Annotated in this window: 18 protein-coding genes; 5 read left to right on the top strand and 13 right to left on the bottom strand. The window is 72.3% G+C overall.

Annotation, left to right across the window (positions count from 1 at the left end; genetic code table 11):
• Nucleotides 1–32 precede the first annotated feature (32 nt).
• The 5 genes from ruvB to WMF39_RS39025 all read right to left on the bottom strand — a co-directional run bounded on the left by ruvB (nucleotide 33) and on the right by WMF39_RS39025 (nucleotide 7,997).
• Nucleotides 33–1,055, bottom strand: coding sequence for a Holliday junction branch migration DNA helicase RuvB (ruvB, locus tag WMF39_RS39045; RefSeq protein WP_437741549.1), 1,023 nt, complete (start codon nucleotides 1,053–1,055; stop codon nucleotides 33–35).
• An 80-nt stretch (nucleotides 1,056–1,135) separates the two neighbouring features.
• The gene (locus tag WMF39_RS39040) at nucleotides 1,136–3,055 is read right to left on the bottom strand and encodes a sensor histidine kinase (RefSeq protein ID WP_437741548.1); all 1,920 of its coding nucleotides are present in this window, start codon (nucleotides 3,053–3,055) and stop codon (nucleotides 1,136–1,138) included.
• Complete coding sequence (locus WMF39_RS39035; RefSeq protein WP_437741547.1) at nucleotides 3,052–4,614, bottom strand: sensor histidine kinase; 1,563 nt, start codon at nucleotides 4,612–4,614, stop codon at nucleotides 3,052–3,054. The genes WMF39_RS39040 and WMF39_RS39035 overlap by 4 nt, the downstream gene beginning before the upstream one ends.
• An 85-nt stretch (nucleotides 4,615–4,699) precedes the next feature.
• The gene (locus WMF39_RS39030) at nucleotides 4,700–5,275 is read right to left on the bottom strand and encodes a GNAT family N-acetyltransferase (protein WP_437711120.1); all 576 of its coding nucleotides are present in this window, start codon (nucleotides 5,273–5,275) and stop codon (nucleotides 4,700–4,702) included.
• 4 nt (nucleotides 5,276–5,279) lie between these two features.
• The gene (locus WMF39_RS39025) at nucleotides 5,280–7,997 is read right to left on the bottom strand and encodes a serine/threonine protein kinase (protein ID WP_437741546.1); all 2,718 of its coding nucleotides are present in this window, start codon (nucleotides 7,995–7,997) and stop codon (nucleotides 5,280–5,282) included.
• A 661-nt stretch (nucleotides 7,998–8,658) separates the two neighbouring features.
• On the opposite strand from WMF39_RS39025, the gene WMF39_RS39020 reads away from it, so the two are divergent.
• The 4 genes from WMF39_RS39020 (at nucleotide 8,659) to WMF39_RS39005 (ending at nucleotide 12,583) form a co-directional block, all read left to right on the top strand.
• Entirely contained in the window at nucleotides 8,659–8,997 is a 339-nt protein-coding gene (locus WMF39_RS39020; protein ID WP_012239819.1) for a P-II family nitrogen regulator, read from the top strand.
• A 174-nt stretch (nucleotides 8,998–9,171) separates the two neighbouring features.
• A complete protein-coding gene (gene glnA, locus WMF39_RS39015; protein WP_437545073.1) occupies nucleotides 9,172–10,584 on the top strand; it encodes a type I glutamate--ammonia ligase in 1,413 nt (470 codons plus the stop codon).
• Nucleotides 10,585–10,991: 407 nt separating this feature from the next.
• Complete coding sequence (locus tag WMF39_RS39010) at nucleotides 10,992–12,077, top strand: serine/threonine-protein kinase (RefSeq protein WP_437741545.1); 1,086 nt, start codon at nucleotides 10,992–10,994, stop codon at nucleotides 12,075–12,077.
• 158 nt (nucleotides 12,078–12,235) lie between these two features.
• Nucleotides 12,236–12,583, top strand: a complete 348-nt coding sequence (locus tag WMF39_RS39005; protein ID WP_437741544.1) for a hypothetical protein — start codon at nucleotides 12,236–12,238, stop codon at nucleotides 12,581–12,583.
• Between the two features lie 114 nt (nucleotides 12,584–12,697).
• Here the strand turns inward: WMF39_RS39005 and WMF39_RS39000 are convergent, their stop codons facing one another.
• Complete coding sequence (locus tag WMF39_RS39000; protein WP_437741543.1) at nucleotides 12,698–14,566, bottom strand: permease; 1,869 nt, start codon at nucleotides 14,564–14,566, stop codon at nucleotides 12,698–12,700.
• 174 nt (nucleotides 14,567–14,740) lie between these two features.
• Nucleotides 14,741–15,193, bottom strand: coding sequence for a Fur family transcriptional regulator (locus WMF39_RS38995; protein ID WP_437741542.1), 453 nt, complete (start codon nucleotides 15,191–15,193; stop codon nucleotides 14,741–14,743).
• Between the two features lie 767 nt (nucleotides 15,194–15,960).
• On the opposite strand from WMF39_RS38995, the gene WMF39_RS38990 reads away from it, so the two are divergent.
• Nucleotides 15,961–16,869: a zinc metalloprotease gene (locus WMF39_RS38990; protein ID WP_437741541.1), complete on the top strand. Its 909-nt coding sequence runs from the start codon at nucleotides 15,961–15,963 to the stop codon at nucleotides 16,867–16,869.
• 75 nt (nucleotides 16,870–16,944) lie between these two features.
• On the opposite strand, the gene WMF39_RS38985 is transcribed toward WMF39_RS38990, so the two are convergent.
• From WMF39_RS38985 to WMF39_RS38960, 6 genes are all read right to left on the bottom strand, one after another.
• Nucleotides 16,945–17,745: a hypothetical protein gene (locus WMF39_RS38985; RefSeq protein ID WP_437741540.1), complete on the bottom strand. Its 801-nt coding sequence runs from the start codon at nucleotides 17,743–17,745 to the stop codon at nucleotides 16,945–16,947.
• A gap of 359 nt (nucleotides 17,746–18,104) precedes the next feature.
• Complete coding sequence (locus tag WMF39_RS38980; RefSeq protein WP_437741539.1) at nucleotides 18,105–18,941, bottom strand: CPBP family glutamic-type intramembrane protease; 837 nt, start codon at nucleotides 18,939–18,941, stop codon at nucleotides 18,105–18,107.
• On the bottom strand, nucleotides 18,923–20,074 hold the full coding sequence (locus tag WMF39_RS38975; protein ID WP_437741538.1) for a peptidase MA family metallohydrolase: 1,152 nt from the start codon (nucleotides 20,072–20,074) through the stop codon (nucleotides 18,923–18,925). The genes WMF39_RS38980 and WMF39_RS38975 overlap by 19 nt, the downstream gene beginning before the upstream one ends.
• Nucleotides 20,071–21,006 (bottom strand): hypothetical protein, encoded by a 936-nt coding sequence (locus WMF39_RS38970; protein WP_437741537.1) that lies wholly within the window; start codon nucleotides 21,004–21,006, stop codon nucleotides 20,071–20,073. Before WMF39_RS38970 ends, WMF39_RS38975 begins: the two co-directional genes overlap by 4 nt.
• A gap of 58 nt (nucleotides 21,007–21,064) precedes the next feature.
• A complete protein-coding gene (locus tag WMF39_RS38965; protein WP_437741536.1) occupies nucleotides 21,065–22,063 on the bottom strand; it encodes an NAD-dependent epimerase/dehydratase family protein in 999 nt (332 codons plus the stop codon).
• Nucleotides 22,064–22,193: 130 nt separating this feature from the next.
• Nucleotides 22,194–23,330 (bottom strand): hypothetical protein, encoded by a 1,137-nt coding sequence (locus WMF39_RS38960; protein WP_437741535.1) that lies wholly within the window; start codon nucleotides 23,328–23,330, stop codon nucleotides 22,194–22,196.
• Between the last annotated feature and the right edge of the window lie 177 nt (nucleotides 23,331–23,507).

Below are 23,507 nucleotides of genomic sequence, written 5' to 3'. Positions count from 1 at the left end.
CACTGCATTGCGCTGCCCGCGCGGCGCTGGGATCAGGAGAAGAGATCTCCCTGCTTCGTCGCAGGAGCCGCGAGGCCCAGGTGCTCGTAGGCGCGGCGGGTCGCGACCCTGCCGCGCGGCGTGCGGCCGACGAAGCCCTGCTGGAGCAGGAACGGCTCGTACACGTCCTCGATCGTGTCGCGCGGCTCACTGAGCGCCGCGGCCAGCGTGTCGATGCCCACAGGGCCGCCGTCGTAGTGATCGACGATGACGCGCAGCAGCCGGCGATCCATCTCGTCGAGGCCGGCCGCGTCGATCTCGAGCCGCTCCGCGGTCTTCCGCGCGATCTCCATCGTGATCGCGCCGTCGCCCAGCACCTCGGCGAAGTCGCGTACGCGGCGCAGGAGGCGGTTGGCGACGCGCGGCGTCCCCCGCGCGCGCGCCGCGATCTCGCGCGCTCCGCCGGCGTCGATCGGCACATCGAGCAGGCCGGCGCTGCGCTGCACGATGCGCTCGAGCTCCTCGACGGGGTAGAAGTCGAGGCGGACGACGTGGCCGAAGCGCGACAGCAGCGGCGCGGTGAGCAGCCCGGTGCGGGTCGTCGCGCCCACGAGCGTGAAGGGCTTCAGCGCGAGCTGGATCGTCGTCGCGTAGGGGCCGTCACCGGTCATGATGTCGATGTTGAACGACTCGATCGCGGGGTAGAGGCTCTCCTCGACCGCCGGCGTGAGCCGGTGGATCTCGTCGATGAACAGCACGTCGTTGCGCTCCAGCTTCGTCAGCAGGCCGGCCAGCGCGCCCTTGTGCTCGATCGCCGGTCCGCTCGTCACATGGAGGGCGACGCCCATCTCGCGGGCGATGATGTGGGCGAGCGTGGTCTTGCCCAGGCCGGGCGGGCCACAGAACAGCATGTGGTCGAGCGGCTCGCGCCGCCGGCGCGCGGCTTCGACGAAGACCTTGAGGTTCTCCGTGTGCTTGACCTGGCCGACGTACTCGGCGAGCGAGGCAGGCCGGAAGAGGCGGTCGAAGCGATCGTCGTCGCCTGTCTCGGCAGGAGAGAGCGCCCGTTCAGGCATGCCACGGGCGTACCGCGTGCAAGCAGCGAAGGGAAGCGATCCGCGTGGCGGCGTGGGTCGCCGCGGGGCGCTGGTCGAGGTCAGCCGAGCGCAGGGACAGAGGACAGGCGGGGACGCCGGGGGGGCGGGATGCGCGGCAGACGAGCGCGGCAGAGCGGCCGGCCGTCGGGGGCGCCGTCCACCTCGAGAGAGCCGCCGTGGAGCTCGATCACCGATCGCGCGTGGCTGAGGCCCAGCGTCAGGCCGCGCCCGCGCGCCGTGGTCTGCCGGCTGAACAGGGCCTCGAGCTCGTCCGGCGGCACGTCGCGGCTGCCGTACTCGATGTCGATGCGGACCTCGTTGTTGAACTCGCCGGCCATCGTCGCCGTGAGGCGCACGAGGCGGGCCGACGGGTCGGCCGCGCCCGTCCGGAGCGCGTGCGCGACGATGACCGCGATCGCGCGCGTCGCGTAGGCTTGATCGACGGGGATCAGCGGCAGGGTGTCGCCGACCTCGATGACGACCTCGCCGCCGGCGTCGCTCGCGAGCTCGCGCGCCTTGCGCAGCGCGCCCGCGATGAGCCAGCCGACGGACGTCGGCTGAGGCTCGAGCGTGAGCTGCCCGGCCTCGACGCGGGCGGCGTCGAGGATCGACTCGATGAGGCCAAGGAGCTCCCGGCCGCGCGTCGCGATGAGCTCCAGGCTCTCGCGCTGCGCGGGGGTCAGATCCTCCTGGCCCACGAGCTCGGCGAACCCGAGGATGGCGTTCAGCGGGCTCTTGAGATCGTGGCTCACGCTCGCGAACAGGAGGCCGCGCATGCGCTGCGCCGCCTCGCGGGACTCGAGCGCGCGCTCCTGCGCCGCGGCGAAGACGCGGAAGCGCTCGGCGAGGTCCTCGATGGCGTGCCCGAGCCGGGCGACGACGGCGAACCGGGCGGGGCGCGCGATCTGGGTGGCGCCGCGCAGCACGCTGTCCGTGCCGAGCAGGCGCACCTGCTTCGTGGCGTGCACGAGATCGGCCGCGAGGACGCGGCCGAACAGGTTGCCGAGCGCGCCGGCGACCAGCACCGCGAGCAGCGCGACGAGCGCGCCCCAGATCGCGGCAGAGGGCTCGAGGTCGGCGGAGAACCGGGTGTTGACGCAGCCGTAGTCGAGCGGCGTGATCACGGCGATCTGCCCGTCGGCTTCGCGGCCGAAGGAGGGCTCCGAGCCCACGCAGTCGTGCTCCAGGCGCGCGAGGAACCCGAACTCCGCCGCCGAGGCCACGACGTCGTTGCGGCCGGCCGCGTCGATGGCCCCGAGCGACGGGTCGAGCGCCGTGCGCGCGATGAGCCCCGCGGTCGAGCGCCGGCTGCGCTCGATGAACGTCTGGAGGTGCGCGTTCGCGATGAGCACCGCCCCGACGCCGACGAGCAGCACCGGCGTGGCGACGGCCAGGAGCAGCTTGGAGGTGACCCGCCGGCGCGGCGTCTGGTAAAGCTCGGCGGTCTCGAGCAAGGCGCCGATCGCCTCGGCCGGGCTGATCTCGAAGAGGCTGAACGCCGCGGCGCGCGTCAGCACGTAGTGCGGGATCGCGGACGCGCTGAGGATCGTGATCGCGAGGATGAGCAGGCTGACCGCGCGGCCGTCGTCGAGCTTCTCTGGCCTGATCCCGGGGATCATCATGAGGCCCGAGATCGTCGAGCTCGCCAGCACGAAGCGCAGCGCCAGCGAGGTCGGGAGCCCGGCGACCCGCTCGAGCTCCTCGTGATCGATGTCGCGCGAGCCGATCACGAGCGAGCGCAGCAGGTTCTCGTGGGTGCGCAGCCGGAGCAGCGTCAGCAGCGTGGTCGCGCAGATCGCGGCGAGCGCGATCTTGGCGCCGACCGAGAGCACGCTGGCGGCGACGCGCGGCTCCAGGATGAGCAGCTTCGGCGCGAGCGCCGCGATCGCCCCGAACGCGGCGACGCCGACCAGCGCCTGGCGGACGAGCACGCGCCTCGCGAAGTGGATCGCGTCGTCCCTCATGCGCTCCTCGGTCATGCGATCCTCCCCTGGGGGCCGCCGGCGCCGGGGTCGTTCCCCGGCGGCGCCGCCACGTCGGGCGCGGGCGGGGTCGGCGCGAACAGGGGTCGCTGCACGATCCACATCGGCAGGGTGATCGTGAAGGTCGAGCCCCGCCCGAGCTCGCTCTCCAGCTGGATCGTCCCGCCGTGCATCAGCACGAGGCGCCGCGCGATCGAGAGCCCGAGCCCCGTCCCGGCCCGGCGCGAGCGCACGTCGCCGGTCTGCCGGTACTCCTCGAAGACCGCCGACGTCTCCTCCGGCGGGATGCCGGGGCCGGTGTCCTGGACGACGATCGCCGCATAGCGGCCGCGCCCCGTGATGTTGACCGTCACCGAGCCGCGCGCCGTGAACTTGACGGCGTTCGAGACGAGGTTGGTGAGGATCTGCCGCACCCTCCGCGGATCGGCGTGCGCGACCAGGGCGTGGTCCCCGGTGACGCGCAGCTGGAGGGGCTTGTCGCGCGCCGCCGCGGACGCCTCGCGCATCACCTGATCGACGAGGGCGCGGAGGTTGACGGCGCGGCGGGAGAGCTGGAGCTTGCCCGTCTCGAGCGCCGAGAGGTCGAGGATGTCGTCGATGAGCGTGCGCAGGTGCTCGCCGCTCTGCCGGATGACCGACAGCGCCTCGCGCGCGTCCTGGCTGAGCGGCCCGTCGACCTCGCTCTCCAGGACGTGGGCGAACCCGAGGATGGCGTTGAGCGGCGTGCGCAGCTCGTGGCTCAGCCCCGCGAGGAACGCCGAGCGCTCGCGGTCCATCGCGGAGGCCTGCTGGAGGTCCGCCCGGTAGGTGCGCTCCGCCGCGGCGAAGCGGGTGATCAGGAGGTTGAAGGCCGCCGTCAGGAGGCCGACCTGGTCGAGCGACCTGATCGGCACGGGCTCGGCCTGGATCACGTCCGTGGGCAGCGCGCTCTGGCCCTGTCCGCGCGCCATCGCCGTGATGCGCTCGCGCAGGTAGTCGACATCGTCGCGCGCCGACTTGGTGAACGAGAGCGCGACCGCGACAGCCACGCCGAGCAGCAGCACCGTGAGCGCCGCGACGGCGTTGCCGAGCGCGATCGAGTCGGGCGGCGGGCTCGGCGCCGAGACGAAGGTGAGCACCGAGAGGTGAGAGAGCGGCGGGTGCAGCGGGCGCGCCGCGAACCGGACGCGGCCGAGCGAGGTCGTCGTCTCGCCCTTGCCCAGCGTGAGCATCTGGACGAGGCCGGCCCTGGCCGGCGCGCTGAAGCTCTCGTTGATCAGCACGTGGCCGCCTTGATCGACGAGCAGGATCTCCGACCCTGCCCGCCGCGCCGCCTCCCTCAGGAGCGCCGCCCGCTCCCCCTCGATGGTCCCGCGGAGCCGCGCCGAGAGCGTCGCGGCCAGCACCTCGGCGCGCAGGCTCGCGGCCTGATCGCTCATCTTCGCGAGCTGGCCGATGCCGATCAGCGCGATCGCCACCGCCGTGGCGATCCCCACGACGATCACGATCGCGGGCGCGAGCGGCACGAGCGGCGTCGTGCCGCGGGGCCAGCGGATGAGGCGACGACGGCGGGCCAAGGCGGAGTCAGGATGCTAGCGCGCTTCGGGCGGCGCACGGGCCACCTCGGTCGCCCGAAGGGAGCGAGCGCGCTCGTGGGCGGCTTTACCTGGGATCGGTCGCCAGGAGCGCGAAGACGGAGTGGTCGAGCCAGCGACCGTCGCACCACTCGGCCTGCCGGGCGATGCCCTCGAAGCGGAAGCCGAGCCGGCCGATGACCGCGAGGGAAGGATGGTTGTCCGTCGCGGCCGCAACCCGCACCCGGTGCGCGCCCATGTGGCCGAACGCGAACCCGAGCGCGGCCCTCGCGGCCTCGGTCATGAGCCCGCGCCCGGTCGCCTCCTTGCGGAGCCAGTAGCCGAGCTCGCAAGAGCGGTGCAGGTGTACGCACGCCTCGAGCCCGACCACCCCGGCGAGCGAGCGGTGCGCGCGCTCGCGGATGACGAAGCGCAGCGCCCTGCCGTGATCCCAGTCGGCGGCGCACGCCTCGGCGAAGCGCACGCTCGCGGCCGGATCCGTGTGGAACTGCACCCAGGGAAGCCAGCGCTGGAGGATTGCGCGCGAGCCGTTGACCGCGAGCCAGAGCTCGGGCCCGTCGGACGGGTCGATCGGCACGAGGATCAGCCGCTCGGTCTCGATGGGACGGGCGCGAACCTCGCTTCGAGGTGGGAGGATGAGCATGGGGTCACCGGCACTGGATGCGAGCGGCGTAGGGCTCGAGATGACCCGCCTCGTAGTCAAGCCAGGCGACATACCACTCTCCGGGCTTCGCGCCGGGGCTCATCGAAGGCGCCGGCTGATCCCCGCTGATGCGGGCGAATTTCGTGGGCGTGCCGATGCCGTCGCGGTTGATCGACGCGGTGAGCATGCGGCCCCCCTCGAACCAGACCAGCTGGGCCTGCCCGCTCGGCGCGATCGCGATCGACGGGCGCGCGCCCGACTTCGAGAACCGCTTGCGCCAGAGCGGCTGGCCCTTGGCCGGATCGATGTAGGCGGCCGATGCGCCCCCGAGCGGCGCCTCGCCGTGCCAGACGACGAAGCAGCCGCCCGCGCCGCAGGCGAGCGAGGGGCTGTCGCTCCGGACCCGATCGCTGTTCACGAGCGACAGGTCGCCGAGCGCGCGGTCGGCGCGCTTGCCGGGGCTGGCCGGCGGGAGCCCCTTGCCGGCGTTCGCGAGCGGGAGGCGCATGTACTGGATGACCCGCGTCGGCTCGCGATCGAAGCGGAAGGCGAGGTGCATCACGTCGTTCGCCACCGCCACCGAGGGGAAGCGGACGCGCGGCTTCGAGGGGCCCGTCGGGGTGACGTCGGTCAGCCGGATGATCTCGCCCGCCGGATCGAGGTTCGGCGAGAGGCGGCGCATGAAGAGGTCCTCGGAGGCGTTGTCGCCGTCGTCCGACCACGTGATCAGGAACCCCTCGGCGGCGCGCGCGAGCGAGGGCCACGAGTTCCCTCCGCGAGGGAAGGGCGCGACCATCACGGCGGGGCCATCGATCCGCCCGTTGGCGTCGAGCCAGCGCACGTGCACGCCGGCCTCCGGCCCCTTGCCGTCCCAGTACGTGAGCACCAGCCGATCGCCTGCGGAGGTCAGCTCGGGGCGCCCGATGGCGCGGCCCTCGGGCGTCACGTCGAGCGCCGGCGACGACGGCCGCATCGCGCCGTCCAGCGTCGTCGTGTAGGCGTGCTCGGTGCCCTCGTGCGAGTCCGTCCAGGTGACCACCGCGCCGCGCGGCCCGAGCGCGATCGAGGGCCGGCTGGCCCCGACGGCGCGGCCGCCCTCGCGCACCAGATCGTGCGTGCGCGGCCTCGCGAGGCCGGTGAGCGCGCAAGGCGCCTTGCCGCTCGCGTCTTTCAGGGCGACCTGCACGTGCTCGATCAGGGTCCGCGGCACGGGGTGGTTGCCCTTGTCCTGAGCGTCCTTCAGCAGCCTGAGCGCGGCCTTGAGATCGCCGGCGGCGACCGCCTCCTGCGCCTGCGCGACGAGCGGCGGCCACGCCAGGGCGGGCGGCTCGACGCGGGCGTCGGTGCGCGCTGGCACGTTGGCCCCGGCGGACGCCGAGGGGGCGCTGATGGCCGGCGGCGCCGCGCTGCTCGACGAGACGGGCGGCAGGGCCGTCGGCTTGAGGAACTGGCGGTAACCCGCGTAGGCGCCGCCCGCGACGAGCGCGAGCACGCCAAACACGACGAGCGCGCGTCCCGCGCCGCCTCGCTTCGGCGTTGATGCGTGCGCCAGCGGATCGGGGACCGAGGTCTCGCCCGAGCCCCCGGAGAACGTGATCTGCTGCCCCGCGCCCTGGCTCATGCGCCCGGCGATCGCGGCGCCGGGCGCGCCCGAGGTGTCCAGCCCGGCGAACGGATCTCCCCCGCGCTCCGCCGGACCCGACGGGACGGTCCGCCGCGATTCGTTGGGGGTCACACGGACGACCCCCGGCGGGTCGAACGACAGGTCGGCCGGCGCGTCGCCGCCCGGCATGACGAGCCCCGCCTGGGACGGCTCCGCGCCGCGCGGCGGCTGCGCGACGCCGAGCGCGACCGACAGCTCGTCGGCGAACTCCTTCGCGGTCTGGAACCGGCGATCGATGGAGCGGTCGAGCGCCTTCTCGAACCACGTGGTGAAGCTCGCCGGGAGGTCGGGGCGGAGCGCCGCGGGCTGCGGCAGGGGCGCGTTGGCGATCTGCGCGAACGTCATCGCGACGCCCTGCTCGGTCTGCCAGACGGTGCGGCCGGTGAGGCACTCGTAGGTGATGCAGCCGAGCGCCCAGAGATCCGCGCGGTGGTCGACCGCTCCCTGGCCGCGCACCTGCTCCGGGCTCATGTACGCCGGCGTTCCGAAGACCGCGCCCTCGCGGGTGAGGCGCGCCTGCGCGTCGCCGCCGTCGACCGGCGCGTAGAACTTCGCGAGGCCGAAATCGAGGATCTTCGCGCAGAGCCGGCCCTCCTCATCCTTCGTGAGGAAGATGTTCTCCGGCTTGAGGTCGCGGTGGACGATGGAGGCGGCGTGCGCTTTGGTGAGCCCTCGACACACCTGGGACACCACCGTCACGGTCGTCTCGGGGTCGAGGTACCTGATGACGGTCATCCGCTCGTACAGCGACTCGCCTTCGAGGAGCTCGAGCACCAGGAAGGGCCGCCCGTCGTCGAGCTTGCCCGAGTCGTAGACGTCGCAGATGAAGGGGCTGCGGATCGACGCGGCGGCCCGGGCCTCTCGGAGAAAGCGCTCGACCACGACGGCTGAGGTCGTCAGCTCCTGGGCGAGCACCTTGATCGCCACGCGTTTGCCGATGTCGATGTGCTCGGCCTCGTACACGGCAGCCATGCCGCCGCGCCCGATCTCGCGTGTGATGCGGTATTTTCCGGCGAGGACCGTGCCTACCGGGATCTTCGCTTTGTTCGGCAAAGCCATCAGGCAGGGCTGTCCCGCGACTGGATTCGCCAGCGCAGCCTATTCGAGCCGCGTCACAAGAACAATGGCGAGCGCAGCATGACCCGTCGGGGAGGGGCCCGATCCTCTCCCTGGCGCCGCGCGAGCGGGCTCAGCGCTTCCACGAGGGCACCGTGAAAGCGGATTCCACCCCGGGCTGGTCATGGACCAGGGCGGGGCCACCGCTCTGGTGGCGCGGTGCGTAGGCAGGTTCCCACCCCCGGCGCCATCGCCGCGCAGGCGAGCTCTGCCTTGCTCAGGTAGAGCTGTGAAAAAAGTAAGCGGGCTCCGATTTTCTGACGCCCGATGCACTTTTCTCACGCTCGCGCGGTGCGCGAAACATTCCGGAAACATGAGCTTGGGTACACCAGCCTGGACCTTCGGTCGCGCGCCAGCGTCCGGGGTGAAGGGTCGCCGATCCGGCTCCGCTGGATGGGTCCCTGAGTCGTTGACAGTGTCGGGCAAGGCTCGGTGGACCGGGCCGCCCCCGTCACGGATCGGAAGCCGGGCGGCGCCCGGCACATCGATGGGAGGCCGCCGGCGGAGGTGTCCCCCCTTTACCAGCTCTGCTCCAGCGGGGCCTTTCGGGTGAGCGCCCGGGTCTTCTACCCTGGCGCGCACCCGGTCACCACAGGCGTGCGCAATGAAAAAGGTCGAGGCGATCATCAAGCCGTTCAAGCTCGACGAGGTCAAGGACGCCCTCGCCGAGGTCGGGATTCAGGGCATGACGGTGACCGAGGTAAAGGGCTTCGGTCGGACCGGCGGCAAGAAAGAGGTCTATCGAGGGTCGGCGTACGTCGTCGACTTCGTGCCGAAGGTGAAGGTCGACATCGTCGTGCCGGACAGCATGGTCAGCGACGTGATCGACGCCATCGAGAAGAGCGCCAAGACGGGTCGGATCGGCGACGGCAAGATCTTCGTCGTCCCCGTCGAGGAGGCCGTGCGGATCCGCACGGGGGAGCGCGGCGAGGACGCCATCTAGGAGGCGCGCCGCCGGCAGAGCGTCACAGGGCATTCGCGGCGGGTCACAGGCTCGAGGAACGATAGATCGATAGATCGACAGATCGATAGATCGACAACCGAGAAGCGAGCACGAGCCCGCACACCGTCGAGTCACATACAGCGAGAGCAGCGAGTCAGCGAGGTAGAGAAGATCATGAAGGCGAAAGATGTCGTCGCGTTTGCGAAGGAAAACGACGTAAAATTTGTCGATCTCAAGTTCATCGATCTGCCCGGCATCTGGCAGCACACGACCATCCCGGCGTCCCGCCTGAACGAGGATCTCTTCGAGGAGGGGATCGGCTTCGACGGCTCGTCGGTGCGCGGATGGCAGCCGATCAACGCGAGCGACATGCTGATGACGCCCGATCCGTCGACGGCGAAGCTCGACCCGTTCCATGCCCAGAAGACGCTGAGCATGATCTGTAAGATCAGCGATCCGGTGACCGGCCAGCCCTACGGCCGCGACCCGCGCTACATCGCCCAGAAGGCCGAGAACCACCTCCGCGCGAGCGGCATCGCCGACACGTCCTACTTCGGGCCCGAGGCCGAGTTCTTCGTCTTCGACTCGGTCCGCTACGAGAGCTCGCAGCGCGGCGCCTTCTACGAGATCGACAGCGACGAAGCGGTCTGGAACTCCGGCAAGGCCGGCCCGAACCTCGGGCACAAGATCCGGTCGAAGGAGGGCTACTTCCCCGTCGCGCCGACCGACACGCTCGGCGATCTGCGCGGGCAGATGATGTCCACGCTGATCGAGACCGGCATCGGGGTCGAGGTCGGCCACCATGAGGTGGCGTCGGCCGGCCAGTGCGAGATCGGCATCAAGTTCTCGACGCTGACGGCGATGGCCGACAACCTCATGTGGTTCAAGTACGTCATCAAGAACGTCGGCCGCAAGAACGGCAAGTCGGTGACGTTCATGCCGAAGCCGCTCTTCGGCGATAACGGCAGCGGCATGCACTGCCACCAGTCGCTCTGGAAGGAGGGCAAGCCGCTCTTCGCCGGCGACGGCTACGCCGGGATGTCCGACACGGGCCTCTGGTACATCGGCGGCATCCTGAAGCACGCGAAGGCGCTCGCGGCGCTCACCAACCCGACGACGAACAGCTATCGCCGGCTCGTCCCGGGCTATGAGGCGCCCGTGAACCTCGCGTACTCGAGCCGCAACCGCTCGGCGTCGATCCGCATCCCGCTGGCCCCGGGCAACAGCCCGAAGGGCCGCCGCATCGAGGTCCGCTTCCCGGACGCGAGCTGCAATCCGTACCTCGCCTTCGCCGCCATGATGATGGCCGGCCTCGACGGCGTCCAGAACCGGATCGATCCGGGCGACCCGCTCGACAAGGACATCTACGCGCTCTCGCCCGAGGAGCTCAAGGAAGTGCCGCACATGCCGGGCTCGCTCGACGAGGCCCTCGGCGCCCTCGAGCGCGACCACGAGTTCCTGCTCCGCGGCGACGTCTTCACCCGCGACATCCTCAAGACCTGGCTCGACTACAAGCGCGAGCGCGAGGTCGACGCGGTCCGGCTCCGCCCGGTCCCGCACGAGTTCTTCCTCTACTACGACGTCTGATCGCCCCCACCTCCGAGGGCAGCGCAGGGGCCGGCGCACAAGAAAATTGCGCTGTGCCCCTCGCTGCCCGGCCTCTTCATCGCTCGCCGTCGTGTCCGGCGAGCGCCGGTGACGCCGAGTCGAAGCGTCGCGGTATCGGAAAATCCCACGGATCTCTGTGCCCGCGGAGGCGGCGAGGCGGGTTGTCGCCCCTCGCGCCGCGAACTTTTGCTTCCTTCTGGAGCGCGCCGCACCGCGGTACCGCTCGTCCATGGCTCGGGTTATCCTCCGGTCCGGCTCCGATGGGGGCGGCGTAAAGCCAGCTCCTCCTCGGTTCCCTGGTCCCGCGGTCCTCCGGTCCGCCTGTTTCTTCGGTTCCCTCAGTTCCTTCGGCTCCCTCAGTTCCCCAGCGACACCTCGGCGCAGCAGTGAACCCCGGCGATCTCATCCAGTCTCGCTACCGGCTCGTGAAGCTCCTGGGCCAAGGCGCCAGCGGGTCGGTGTGGGCCGCGAAGAACGTGCTCATCGACCGCGACGTGGCGCTCAAGGTGATGAGCCCCGAGGTGGCCGGGGACGCCGTCGCGCTCCAGCGCTTCTTCAACGAGGCGAAGGCGAGCGGGCGCCTGCGGAGCCCGAGCATCGTCGAGATCCTCGACCTCGGCCAGGCCGAGGACGGCTCTCCGTTCCTCGTGTTCGAGCTGCTCGTCGGCGAGGGGCTCGACGAGTGGCTGCGGCGCGAGGGCACCATCGAGCCGGAGGTGCTGGTCGAGCTCTTCCTCGGCCTCGCGCGGGCGCTCGACATGGCCCACCAGCAAGGGATCATCCACCGCGATCTGAAGCCCGCGAACATCCATGTGCATCGCAACCACCTGGGCGAGCTCGTGGGGAAGATCCTTGACTTCGGGATCAGCAAGGTCCTGGAGAAGGAGCACAACTTCTCGCTGACCCGCACGGGCTGCGTCGTCGGCTCGCCGGCGTACATGTCGCCCGAGCAGGCCGCGGGGCGCGAGGACGTGGACGCCCGCGCCGACATCTGGTCGCTGGGCGTCGTCATGTACGAGGCGTTGACCGGGACGACCCCGCATCAGGCGCCGAACTACAACGCGCTGATGGTCCGGATCCTGAGCAAGGACTGCGATCCGATCGCCGCGCGCAGGCCAGGGCTCCCGCCGCGCCTCTGCCAGCTCGTCGAAGCGTGCCTCCGCCGCGAGCGCGACGAGCGGATCGCCTCGGCGGACGCGCTCGCGAAGGAGCTCGAGGCCGTTCTCCGCGAGCTGCGCGCCGAGCGCTTCCGGGGACAGAAGGGGCGGCGCGCCTCGGACATCGGCCTCGGCGGCGACGTCGGCCTCGCGCCCGAGAGCGCGGCGGCGCGGAGCGGCGACGCCGCCGGGACGCTGGGACGGCTCGTGCAGCACGGCAGGCGCCTGCCAAAGGCCATGCTCGTCGCGGCGGGCATCGGGGTGGTGCTCTGGGCAATGGCGCTCGTGCTCATCGGCAGGTACTGGATCCGCTGAGCGCCGCGGCGCCGCAGGGCGAGCGAGCGTGGTCGGCTCGCCCACGGCATGCGCGCCAGGTTGCTCCTTGCGGCGGTGCGCGTCGGGGCCCCATGTTGGCCCCACGTCGAGCCGTTACCCGAGCTCGAAGCGAGCATTGATGGAAAGGATGCAAGTCGATGAACGACCACCAGACGCATGAAGCGCACGCCCATGTTCATGGGCAGGGATGTGGACATCAGGCGTTGCGGCATGAAGGCCACGTCGATTACCTGCACGACGGACACCTGCATCACCCGCACGGCGATCACTTCGATGAGCACGTGCTCTCGGTCGGCAACGAGAACCCTGACGCGTGCACGCCGAGCCATGCATGCGCCGATCACGAGAAGGCGCACACGCACGGGGCAGGCTGCGGCCATCAGGCCGTGCCCCACGGCGATCATTCCGATTACCTCGTCGGGGCGCACCTGCACCATCCGCACGGCGATCACTGCGATCACCACGGCTCGGTCCAGCTAGGGTGATCGCCGCGCCGCCCCGCGCCGGAGCTCCGGCGCGTGAGGTGGAGGCCGCGGGACGACGCGCGAGGGAGAGCGGCGAGCGTGAGCTCCTGGAACGACGTTCCGGGGAGCCCGGCGTCACGCGGGCGGCGCGCCGTGGTCGTCCGGTGCGCCGCTCGCGCTGCAGCGATGTGCGTGTGCGCAGGGCGCATGCGGCCCCTCTGACCCGGACGCACCGGTGTCGCCGGCGCCACGCATGCCGCCGAGCCATGCGCGAGGGCCGAGCCTCATGAAGCTCGAGAGCAGGAGCGCGCCGAGCGCGGCCGCGCAGACCCACGCGATGGTGGAGTGCTCCTGCGACGCGAGGTCGTGGAGGCCCGGGATTGCCGAGAGGGGGACGAAGGCGTTCGCGACGAGGCCGAGCGCGACGGCAAAGGTGACGCTGAAGAGCGCGGAGGCGGCGGCGGCGCGCGCTCCGAACGCCCGATGCAGGCCGCCGAGCGCCGCGATGTGGGTCGCCGGCCCCGCCACGAGAAACGCGAGCGCCGCGCCGACCGGGAGCCCCTTGTGGATCATCACCGCGGCGAGCGGCGCCGCGCCTTGCGCGCACACGTGAGCGGGCACCGCGAGGAGCGCGCTCACGAGGACGTCGTCCGGCGCGCCGAGCGCGCGCGCTGCGGCCGGCGCGATGGCCGCCTCGAGGACGGCGGCGAGCACCAGGCCCGCGACGTACCAGGCGGCCATGTGATCGAGCGCTGGACCGACGGCCTCGGCGACGGCGGCGCGGAGCCGCGCGCCCGGCGATGCCACGGTCCCGGCGACGACGGGCGGCTCGCCGCCGGAGGGCGCGGCGCTCGAGCCTTTCGTCCTGGCCACCCTGGCGACGAGGAGCGCGACCAGCACGGCGAGGAGCGCGCCGCCCGCGACGCGCGCCGCGGTGAACGGCAGGCCGAGCATCCGCAGCGAGAGCAGCGCGCCGGCAGGATCGAGCGCCGGCGCGCAGAGGACGACGGCGACGACCGAGGCGACCGGCGCGCTCGCGCGCGGGAGCCGCTGCATGCGCGGCGCAACGCCGCAGGCGCAGAGGGGCAGCGAGAGGGGCAGCGGCGGCCCGGACGCCAGGCTGCGGGCGGCCCCGGGCAGCGCCGCGCCGCCGCGCAGCGAGCCGATCGAGCGATGCAGGACGCTCGGAGAGAGCGCGCGCAGGAGCCCCGCCATGGCGAGCCCGGCGAGCACGGCGGGCGCCGTCTCGATGAACAGCGGGCCGAGCGACTCGGCGAACGACAGCTCGGACGCGTGCGCGCTCGTGAAGGAGCTCTCCGGGCTGGGGAGCGCGAGCGCGACGCAGAGCCCCGAGGCGAAGGCGATCGCGCTCGCCGTCCGCGCGCGCACCCCCCGAGGCGGCGCCTCGTGCGTGTGGACCACGAGCCGCAGGAGGACGCCGAGGCCGAACGCGATGAACACCTCGAACGACTCGTGGGGGAGGCTCTCCACGGCGCGCTGGCCGAGGAGGGCGCCGAGGACGGTGAGCAGCCCGAGGAGCCCGAGGCGCGCGGCGAGCTGCCGCCAGCCCCAGGCGGGCAGGAAGCGCGCCGCGAGCGACAGCCCCTCGGGCAGCCGGTGCACGAGGACGGCGCTCGCGAAGAGCACCCCGTCCGCGCTGCTGTCAGCCGCAGCCACGGCCAGCGCGAGCCCGGCGCCGTCGAGCAGCCCGTGCACGGCGAGCGCCGAGAACGCGATCTCCCGCCCCAGCACCTCGCCGGTGTCACGCCGCCGGTGCTCCGTGAGCCCGAGCGCCGCGTACCCGAGCGCCGCCCAGAGGAGCGCCTGCGCTCCGATCTCCTCGACGACGTGCGGCAGGTGGCGCGTGAGGACGAGCGCGGGCACGAGGCCGAGCGTCAGCCCGTCGAGCGCCGACGTCGGCAGCGCCTGGCGCCGGCCGAGCGCCACGAGGAGCGGCCCCACGGCGAGGCCGGCGATCGACAGGACGACGACGAGCGCGAGCATGGGCGCGGTGGGCTATGCCCGAGCCACGTAGCCTAATCAATATCAAATTGGTGTTGCAACCAGGATGCGGACAGCAGTCTGTGGTCGCTGAGCGCCGCCGAGCGCCGCGTCATTCACGCGGCTCGGGGCCGCCGGTGGCCGGGGGTCGCCGATGACCGAGGGCTGCTCCGCCGCTCAGGCCTGCACGCACCGATCGCAGCGGCCCTTGAGCTGGATCTGGAGTCCCTTGCGCCGCAACGCGCGCGGCGCGCCGCGCGCCGCCTTGATTTCGATGCTCTCGTCAGGGAGGCAGAGCACATCGCCGCATGTGTCGCACATGAAGTGCGGGTGCTCGTCCGCCGCGTGGGTTCCGGTGGACTCCCGCAGCTCGAACCGCCAGAGGTGGTCGCCCATGTCGGTGCGGCGCACGAGCCCGGCGTTGGTCAAGTCGATCAGGTTCCGGTAGATGGTGGCGCGATCCCACCCTTTCGGGGCGAGCTCAGCAGCGAGCTCCGCGTGGCTGACGGGCGTCCGCGAGCGGCCGAGGCTGTGGAGCACCGCGATGCGCGGCGAGGTGGCCCGCAGGCCGGCCGCCCGGATCTGCTCACGGAGCTCCTCCGCGGACTGACCTGCTTTCGTACGCGCCATGCCAGACATCTACCGTCGCCAGGAGGGTACTGCAATCACGATGCATCGCGCCCGTCGGCCGCGCAGCGCCCGGGTCGGCCGCGTGCCAGTGTGAGCGAGATCGCAGGACCGCCGCCGAGCCCGCCGCGCCACCGCCCGCGAGAACGCAGCGCCTGCCTCGTTCGGACCGCGTGCGCGCGTGCCCGGCGCGGCCCCGACGAGAGGGCCGGCGGCGGCGAGCGCCGACCCGGCTCCGAGAGGATGTGGCAGGCGGAGAGTTTGGATAACGTCGTGCACCTGGCTTCGAGCGTCGCTCGATCTGCACAGACGAGGCGGATGGGCGCGCGGTGCGGCGCTCCTCGGGAAGGCGCCTCGAAATCGGGGTGAGCTCCGCGGGCCCTGATCCCGAAGGCGCGGAGGACATGGAACAGGCGGAACAGCCAGGTCCCCGTCGTCGTCTGATCTCGAGTCGAGGGGCGCTCCCTCGGTCCGCGCCGCTCTCGACGTGTGCTCCATAATGGAGCGATCGATCCAAGTTGGAGCAATCGGCGTGTCCGTTCCACGCGGGCCGCTGCGCCTCGTCATCGCTCTGCATGTCCGGGGGGCCTGTCGGCGTTCGGCGAGAGAGCGCAAGACACGCAAGACGACCAGAACGACCAGAACGACCAAGACATGGAATCTTCCTTGGTCGTCGCGAGTGGAATCAGCCCTTTTGGAATTGAACCGATTGTGATCGCGGATATATATTCATGCTTCCTTTGCGGGGAAATGAACCAAGGAGAGTGTCCATGCGAGCTCGGACGTGTGCGGAAGTATTTGCCTTAGTCTTGATCGCTGCCTTGGGCGTCGCGTGCGGCGCCGACCCCTCGACCCCCGTGGAGGATGCGCCGGCCGTCGTCGACGTCGAGCCCGAGCAGGTCGAGGCGGCGCCGGCGCCCCTGCGGCGCGGCTGCGCGACCGCCGAGCTGAGCGACGTTGAGAAGGAAGCCGTCGAGCAGTTCGTCCGCAGCCAGATGGCGCTCGGGTTCTCGGCGGGCGTGGCGGTCGAGATCCCCGTGCACGTCCACGTCATCAACAAGGGCATCGGCGTGTCGAACGGCGACGTGACGGACGGGATGATCGCGGAGCAGATAGAGGTGCTCAACGAGGCGTACGCGAACACCCGCTTCAGCTTCACGCTGGCCTCCGTCGATCGGACGAGGAACGCGACCTGGTACACCATGTCGTCGGGCTCTTCGGCCGAGCGGCAGGCCAAGGCCGCGCTCCGCATTGGTGGGCCAGACCACCTCAATCTCTACACGGCCAATCCGGGCGGCGGTCTGCTGGGCTGGGCGACGTTCCCCTCGAGCTACGCGGTCCGTCCGACCGACGACGGCGTCGTCTTGCTCCATTCCACGTTACCCGGCGGCAATGCGGCGCCGTACAACGAGGGGGATACGGGTACGCATGAGGTCGGCCACTGGCTCGGCCTCTTCCACACGTTCGAAGGTGGCTGCAACAAGAGCGGTGACGGCGTGGCGGACACGTCGTCCGAGCGCAGCGCCGCGTATGGCTGCCCGCTGAACAGGGACAGCTGCCGGGGAGGTGGGCTCGACCCGGTCCAGAACTTCATGGATTACACCGACGACTCCTGCATGGATGGGTTCACTGCAGGGCAGGCCGATCGCATGTCGGCTCACTGGAATACGTATCGTTGATCGGTGGATGATGTGACGGCGGGCGGCGGGCGACTCCGCCGTTCGCCGGCCGGACAGGCGTCCGGCAGAGCTCGATCACATCGACTTGATCTGGGCCCGGCGCTCGAAGCTCCGGCTCTCGGTGAGGACGCGCGGCGCGGGCTCGGCAGGCGCCGGCCCCGCGCTCGAGTCCCTATCTCCCTGCGCCAGGCGCTGCTGGCGGCGGGTACCGGCCTGTACGCCGAAGTACACGCCGAGGAACGTCACGACGCCCCAGCCGAGCAGGCCGATGGCGATGAGGCCGGTCTGGCGCGACGCATCGCCCCCGAGCTGGCTGATCTCCTCCATAGGCGCCGACAGCTTGCTCACCTCCTTCATCGGCTCGCGCAGCGTCGCGACCTGCTCCATCGGCTGCTTCAGCCCGGCGACGTCGCGCATCGGCGCGTCCAGGGCGGCGACGTCGCGCATCGGCGCGTTCAGGGCGGCGACGTCCGTGAGCGGGCCGCGGATGCCCACGAGGCTCTCGTTCATCGCGGCGATGGTGGCCTCCATCTCGCTCAGCCGATCCATCGACTCCTTGAGGCGCGCGGTCTCCCGCATGCTCTGCTGCATTGCGTCCATCGACCCCTTGAGCTCGGCCAGCCGCTCCATCGCCGCTTGCATCTCGGCGAGCTTCTCCATCGGCTGACGCAGCTCAGCGAGCTGATCGATGCTCTCCTGCGAGCTCCGCAGCGTCTGATTCGAATCCTCGATCGTCGCGCGGGTCCGCCGCATCTCCTCCGTCGTTGCCTGGATGGAGCGCGTGTTCGTGTCGATCATCGTCGCCATGCCGCAGCCCGTCGACACGAGCGCGAGCAGCATCATCGGCGCAATCCGAAGGATCCTTTCGCAGTGCATACCTGATCGTTGGTTCCTCGAAGGCGGCGCGTCAATGTGTGCTTGACGCGGTGCGCTGAAATATGACATAGCCGTGTCCGAGGGGTGAGGCGCTGTGGGAGATCGCGCGCGTTCGCCCGCGATCCGCTGGCGCGGCACGTGCTCTCACGGCGCTGTGAAATGTCGGTGTCGGTCCGGTGGATGTGACGCGCCGAGCGCTGGAAACCGGACGCCGGCGGTGGAAGGGAGAGGCCGAGTGCGCAGCTGCGATGGACGCGGCGCCGCCAGCGCCGATGTCCGGAACTACAACGCGGGTGCGGCGCGCTTCATGCCGGCGCGGCGGCGAGAGCTTCGTGGCGGCCGCGCGGGGCGGGGGCGCTTTACCGTGCTGGACGGTCAGGCTGCAGGGCGCCGGCGCGGAGGGTGAGCGCGGCGAGGATGGCGAGCACGGCCGCGCCGAGCCAGGCAGGCGGGCCGAAGGCCTGCGTGCCCGAAGCGAGGGCGCCGTCGATCCACGTGGCGTCGAGCAGGGCGCCGCGCAGACCAGCGCCCGCGAGCGCGGTGAAGCTCGCGTGGACGGCGACCGCCGCGAACACGCCGCGGCCGCGCAGGAAGAGCGCCGCGGCGAGCGCGCCGAGCGTGGTCGCGAGGGCGAAGCTCGACGGGGACGCGCCCGGCGCGAGCCCGAGCGCGGCGCCGTGCGCGAGGGCGGAGAAGACCAGCGCGGGGCGGGGCGAGAGGCCGGCGCGCGCCGCGGCGGCGAACGGGATGCCGGTGAGCAGGAGCTCGTCGCGGACAGCGAGGGCGATCGCGCGCGCCAGGGCGAAGCCGAGGCTCGCCGAGGGCGCCCCGGCCTCGACGGTCACCCACCCCAGCACCGCGGAGACGCCGAGCGTGATCAGCACGGCGAGCGCGCCCAGCGCAGCGCCGAGCCCGACGCGACGGGCGAGGCGCGCGCGGCGGCCTGGGCCCTCCGGCTCCAGAGGGTCGGTCCACTGCACGCCGGCCCGCGCCGCGACGGCGTCGGCGACGACCGCGCCGGCGAGCGCCGCCGCGAGCGGGCTCGACGACAGGAGCACGGACACGATCTGCAGGGCCGCGGCGAGGCCGATGAGCCAGGCCGCGCCGAGCGCGAGCTCCGTCAGGCGGCGCTGCGGTCCGGCGGGATCGGGCCGAGGAGGGGTCTCCTCCGTGGCGTTCAGTGGAGCGTGTGCCACTGGCCGTTGTGCTCCACCTTCGGGACCTCCGCGTCGCCGTCGACCTCGTTGCGGTGACGCGCGCCCAGGGTGGCGACGAGCTGGACCGTGGACGGGCGCGCGGGCCGGTGGCGTACCTCCGACGCCGCGCGGAGCCGGCGGCGCGGCGCGGGAGGCGGCGGCGACCTCCGGCTGCGGAGCCGCTGCACGGCCAGCCGGCCGGAGACCAGCAGCCCGATCGCCAGCAGCGAGCCGGCCAGCACCGGGACGAAGCCGTAGCGGCGCGCGACGCTGGCGCGCCACGCGAGCTCGATCTCGCGGCCCGTCGAGACATAGGCGGCCCCGAGCGCGGCCTCGAGCGGCACGCCGCCGCGCGCCTGAGCCAGCGCGCGCACGAAGCTCTGCCGCCGCTCGTCATCGACGAGGAAGCGGACGATGTCGGCCGCCTGCGCGTAGGGCAGCGAGCCGGCCGTGTCCTCGGCGCCTGTCAGGTTCGCCTCGAGCTCGTCGAGCGGGAGGAGGCGCCCCCGGAGCGCGGCGACCGAGAGCACCTGCGCGCGACGAGCGCCGCGGTCTCCGGCCACGTGGGCGGCGAACCCCTCGTGGAACCAGCGCGGGACCACGGCGCCGCCCGTCACCTCATCCAGGGCGAGGTGCGCGAGCGCGTGACGGAAGGCGCCCTCGAGATCGGGCGTCTCGGCGCCGAGCCGCGGAGAGGCGCTCAGGACCGCGAGCCGCAGCGCGCCGAACGAGATCGCCGTCACGGGGCCAGCGAGGCCCCCGGGGACGAGATCGTCGAGCTCGGCGGGCACATCCGCGATCCGGACCTTCACGGGGGCGGTCAGCACGTCGCGGCCGAGCAGGGCGCCGAGCTCGGCGCGTAGGTCGCCGGCGCGGGCGATCAGCGGGCGGACACGGTCGCGGGTGGACGGGTGATAGGCGAACTCGATCCAGCCGAGATCCTCGGTGTGGTACGCCGGCGGCGGCGGCGGCACGAGAAAATCGGCGCTGCCGTCGCGCGACGCGGCGGGCGCGTCGTAGACGCGGGGCGCGGCGCCGGCGAGCCGCGCGGGCGCGGCGATGATCGCGACGCAGAGGAGCGCGGCGAGCCTCAGCCCCAACCCCGCTGGGTTGCGCCGGGAGGAGCGCGTCATGGCGCGATCCGGCCCCGGAGGTGCACGGTGTCGCCGTCATCGCCGCCCGTCTGGGCCAGCACCAGCACGACGATCCCGGTCGCGACGACGCCAGCGAGCGGCCCCCAGAACCAGGGGGAGCTCCACGTCGAGCGCCGCTCCGACGGCCCCGACGAGCTGGCGCCGCCGTCCGCGGACCTCGGCGCCGCCTGGGCGACGTCGGCGCGAGGTCCGCGAGGTCCCGAGGAGCCCTGTCGCGATGAGGTGGGCGCGGGCGGCGTCGCGGCGCGACCCGCCGCGCCTCCGCTCCGTTCGTCTCCAGCGAGCAGCGCGCGCACGGCCGCGCCCGCGCCCGGCCAGCCGAAGATCGCCCCGGCGGGGGCGGCCGCGCCGTCGGCGGTCCGCTGGACCGTCGCGCCGAGCTCGAGCGGCGCGTAACTCGCGCCCGCGACCCGGAGCACGCGCGCCACGGGGTGGCCGTGCGCCGTGCTCACCGCGACGACGAGCGCCGCGCCTGCGCCCGCGCCGAGCGACGCGAGCAGCCCGCGCGCGACCGGCTCGGACTCGGCGCGCCCGGCGGAGCTGCGCACCTCCGCGAGCTCCTTCACGGCGGCCGGCGCGTCCGGGCGCGGCGGATCGCCGGCGAGCACCTGCGCTGTCGCCTCGTCGATGGGCGGGCGGAGCGCGGGGTCGCCGTAGATCGCGCGGGCGAGCGAGCGAGCCGCCTCGGCGCTTGCGTCGTCCACCGCCACCACGACGGCGCCGCGCAGGGCCGACCGTGCGGCGGGCGCGTCCGGCGCGCCGCGCGCAGCCGGCGCCGCCGCCGCGCTGCCCGCGTCCGGAGCCGCCGCGGCGGCGCCGTCTCGAAGCGGCTCCTGGGCCTGCGCGGGCGCCGCCGTCAGGCCGAGCGCCATCGCGACGAGGCCCGGGGCAACCGGCGGACAGCGGAACATGCAATTACGGTACGGAGGCCGCGGGCGAGCGTCAAACGGCGCGCGGCGCGGCGTCACGTCACAGCCAGCCGTGCTCGCGGTACCAGGCGACCGCGCGGCGCGTCCCCTCCGCCCAGCTCACCTCGGGCGCCCAGCCGAGCTCCCTGCGGGCGTCGCTCGAGTCGCAGACCCAGTGCGACGCGGAGAGCTCGTTCAGCTTGTCGCGCGTGAGCATCACGGCCTTGCCGGTGAGGCGGCCGAGCCCCTCGCTCGCGAGCGCGGCGCCGCGCACGAGCGAGAACGGGACGCCGAGACGGACGAGCGCCCGCGCGCCGAGCGCCGCCTCCACGTCCGCCAGCATGTCGCGCCACACATACACGCTTCCGTCGTCGATGAAGTAGGCGCGGCCGCTCGGCACGTCGCTCTCGATCGCCCGGATGCACGCGGCGGCCGCATCGGAGGCGTAGATGACGCTGAGCGTGTTCCTGCCGTCGCCGAGCATCGGGAGGAAGCGGCGCGCGACGCTCTGGAAGAACGCGAACGACTCCTGGTCGCGCGGGCCGTAGATCATCGGGGGGCGCATGACGACCACGGGCAACGCGCCCTTCTCGGCGAGGACCAGCCGCTCGGCCTCGAGCTTCGAGCGCCCGTAGCGCGTCACCGGGGCCGGGCGCGCGTCGGCGGCGATGGGGCGCCCGTCAAGGCTCGGGCCGATGGCGGCGAGGCTCGAGACGAACACGAACCGCCGCATCGTCCCCGCCGGCGCCGCCTTCGCCGCGTCGAGCAGGTTCCGCGTGCCGTCGACGTTGATCCGGAAGAACTCCGCCTCGTCGCGCGCCTTGACCAGCCCGGCCGAGTGCACGATCGCGTCGACGCCCGGCGGGCCGACGACCGCGCGGCGGACGCTCTCCGCGTCCTCGACGGCGCCGTACGCGAGCTCGACCCCGCGCAGCGACGACAGGAACCTCGTGTCCGACGAGCGCCGCACCAGGGCGACGACGCTGTGCCCCTGTTGCACGAGCTGCTCGGCGACGTGCGAGCCGAGGAACCCGCTCGCGCCCGTGACCAGCACCCTCATCGATCCGCTCCTCCTTTCCGGTCCCGGCGCGCGCCGGCGGCTCGACGTGGCGCCGGCGCTGGCGCCCACGTCGAGCTGCCGGCGCCCGCGTCGAGCCGCCCGCGCCGCTCGGCGCTGGCGCGCGCGTCCATCACAGCGCCCGCTCGTAGACGCGGTATTTCTTGTGGACCCGGCCGCCCATCAGCCGGATGCCCGCGTTGATGGCGGCGTTGTCCTCCAGCGTCCACCCCAGCTCGCCGCCCTCCATGCCGAGCAGATGCGCCGCGCGGTTCATCTCGACGTAGAGGAAGGCGCTGAGCCCGGCGTAGCGCCGCACGTGGCGCCACTTCTTGCGGATGCCGAGCACGACGAGGCGCCCGCGCTTCGGGCCGCGCACGCGCAGCCGCCACAGCAGCTTGAAGATGCCGCCCGGGAGGAGCTTGCCGTGGAAGTCCTTGATCAGCTGGTTGAGGTCGGGCAGCCCGAGCGACACGGCGGCCGGCTCGCCGTCGATGAACGTGATCTTGGTGAGCTCGGGCATCAGGATGAGCCGCACGTCCTTCGACCACTTGACGAGCTCCTTCTCGGTCATCGGGACGAAGCCCCAGTTGTCGCTCCAGGCGTCGTTGTAGACGTCCATGAGGATCCGGATGTCGCGGAGCAGGTTCTTCGGATCGCCGCAGCGCGTGTGCACCTCCGGCATCGCCAGGACCTCGGCGTGGGCCTTCTGCGCCCGGGCGGGGACCTTGCCGACCTCGTAGCCCCACGCGTAGAGGTCCTTCACCTTCTCGAGCCCCGCCTGCTCGATGAGCCGGCCCTGGTGCGGCCGGTGGTAGGGCATCATCATCACCGGCGGGAGCTCGAAGCCCTCGATGAGGCAGCCGATCTCCTCGTTGGTCGAGAGCGAGTAGGGGCCCCGCATGCGCTTCATCCCGCGCGCGCGCAGCCAGCCCGCGGCCTCGGCGAGCAGCGCCCCGGCCGTCTCGGCGTCGTCGATCGTATCGATGAACCCGAACGAGCCGGTCTCGTCGCGGTGGACCCGGAGGTGCTCGTGATCGACCTGCGCGGTGATCCGACCCGCTGGCCGGCCGTCCTTGTACGCCACCCACGCCGTCCCCTCGGCGTGCTCGAAGAACGGGTTCTTCTTCTTGTCGAGCCGATCGGAGATGTCCAAGTCGAGCGGGCGGATATAGTTGGGCTCACCCTCGTAGACGGTGTCGACCACGTTCAGGAAGTCCTTCAGGACCTTCTTGTCGCCCTTCCGGAGCTCGCGGATCTCGATAGCCATAGGGCTTGAGCCCGTACCTTCCGAGACGCGGCGCTGCAAGGGGCTCGCACCGACGTGGTCTCGGCCCGATCGCGGAGCGCCGCGCCCCGCGCTGATCGCCCGGCGGCGCGCGCCGCGCTGATCGCACGACGCCGCGCGCGCGAAGCCGGTAAGCTCTCGCGGAGGGCCTGTCCGGCC

Source organism: Sorangium sp. So ce1504 (assembly GCF_051521635.1).
Lineage (GTDB): Bacteria > Myxococcota_A > Polyangia > Polyangiales > Polyangiaceae > Sorangium > Sorangium cellulosum_B.
The sequence above is the reverse complement of the archived record's forward strand: the minus strand, read 5'-3'. Positions and strand labels throughout refer to the sequence as shown.

What these genes read in the sequence shown, in the direction of transcription:
- WMF39_RS39005 (WP_437741544.1), top strand. Translation starts at nt 12,236, where the DNA reads ATGAACGACCACCAGACGCATGAAGCGCACGCCCATGTTCATGGGCAG.
- glnA (WP_437545073.1), top strand. Translation starts at nt 9,172, where the DNA reads ATGAAGGCGAAAGATGTCGTCGCGTTTGCGAAGGAAAACGACGTAAAA.
- WMF39_RS38970 (WP_437741537.1), bottom strand. Translation starts at nt 21,006, where the DNA reads ATGTTCCGCTGTCCGCCGGTTGCCCCGGGCCTCGTCGCGATGGCGCTC.
- WMF39_RS38965 (WP_437741536.1), bottom strand. Translation starts at nt 22,063, where the DNA reads ATGAGGGTGCTGGTCACGGGCGCGAGCGGGTTCCTCGGCTCGCACGTC.
- WMF39_RS39000 (WP_437741543.1), bottom strand. Translation starts at nt 14,566, where the DNA reads ATGCTCGCGCTCGTCGTCGTCCTGTCGATCGCCGGCCTCGCCGTGGGG.
- ruvB (WP_437741549.1), bottom strand. Translation starts at nt 1,055, where the DNA reads ATGCCTGAACGGGCGCTCTCTCCTGCCGAGACAGGCGACGACGATCGC.
- WMF39_RS38985 (WP_437741540.1), bottom strand. Translation starts at nt 17,745, where the DNA reads ATGCACTGCGAAAGGATCCTTCGGATTGCGCCGATGATGCTGCTCGCG.
- WMF39_RS38975 (WP_437741538.1), bottom strand. Translation starts at nt 20,074, where the DNA reads ATGACGCGCTCCTCCCGGCGCAACCCAGCGGGGTTGGGGCTGAGGCTC.
- WMF39_RS38960 (WP_437741535.1), bottom strand. Translation starts at nt 23,330, where the DNA reads ATGGCTATCGAGATCCGCGAGCTCCGGAAGGGCGACAAGAAGGTCCTG.
- WMF39_RS38990 (WP_437741541.1), top strand. Translation starts at nt 15,961, where the DNA reads ATGCGAGCTCGGACGTGTGCGGAAGTATTTGCCTTAGTCTTGATCGCT.
- WMF39_RS39025 (WP_437741546.1), bottom strand. Translation starts at nt 7,997, where the DNA reads ATGGCTTTGCCGAACAAAGCGAAGATCCCGGTAGGCACGGTCCTCGCC.
- WMF39_RS38995 (WP_437741542.1), bottom strand. Translation starts at nt 15,193, where the DNA reads ATGGCGCGTACGAAAGCAGGTCAGTCCGCGGAGGAGCTCCGTGAGCAG.
- WMF39_RS39030 (WP_437711120.1), bottom strand. Translation starts at nt 5,275, where the DNA reads ATGCTCATCCTCCCACCTCGAAGCGAGGTTCGCGCCCGTCCCATCGAG.
- WMF39_RS39020 (WP_012239819.1), top strand. Translation starts at nt 8,659, where the DNA reads ATGAAAAAGGTCGAGGCGATCATCAAGCCGTTCAAGCTCGACGAGGTC.
- WMF39_RS39040 (WP_437741548.1), bottom strand. Translation starts at nt 3,055, where the DNA reads ATGACCGAGGAGCGCATGAGGGACGACGCGATCCACTTCGCGAGGCGC.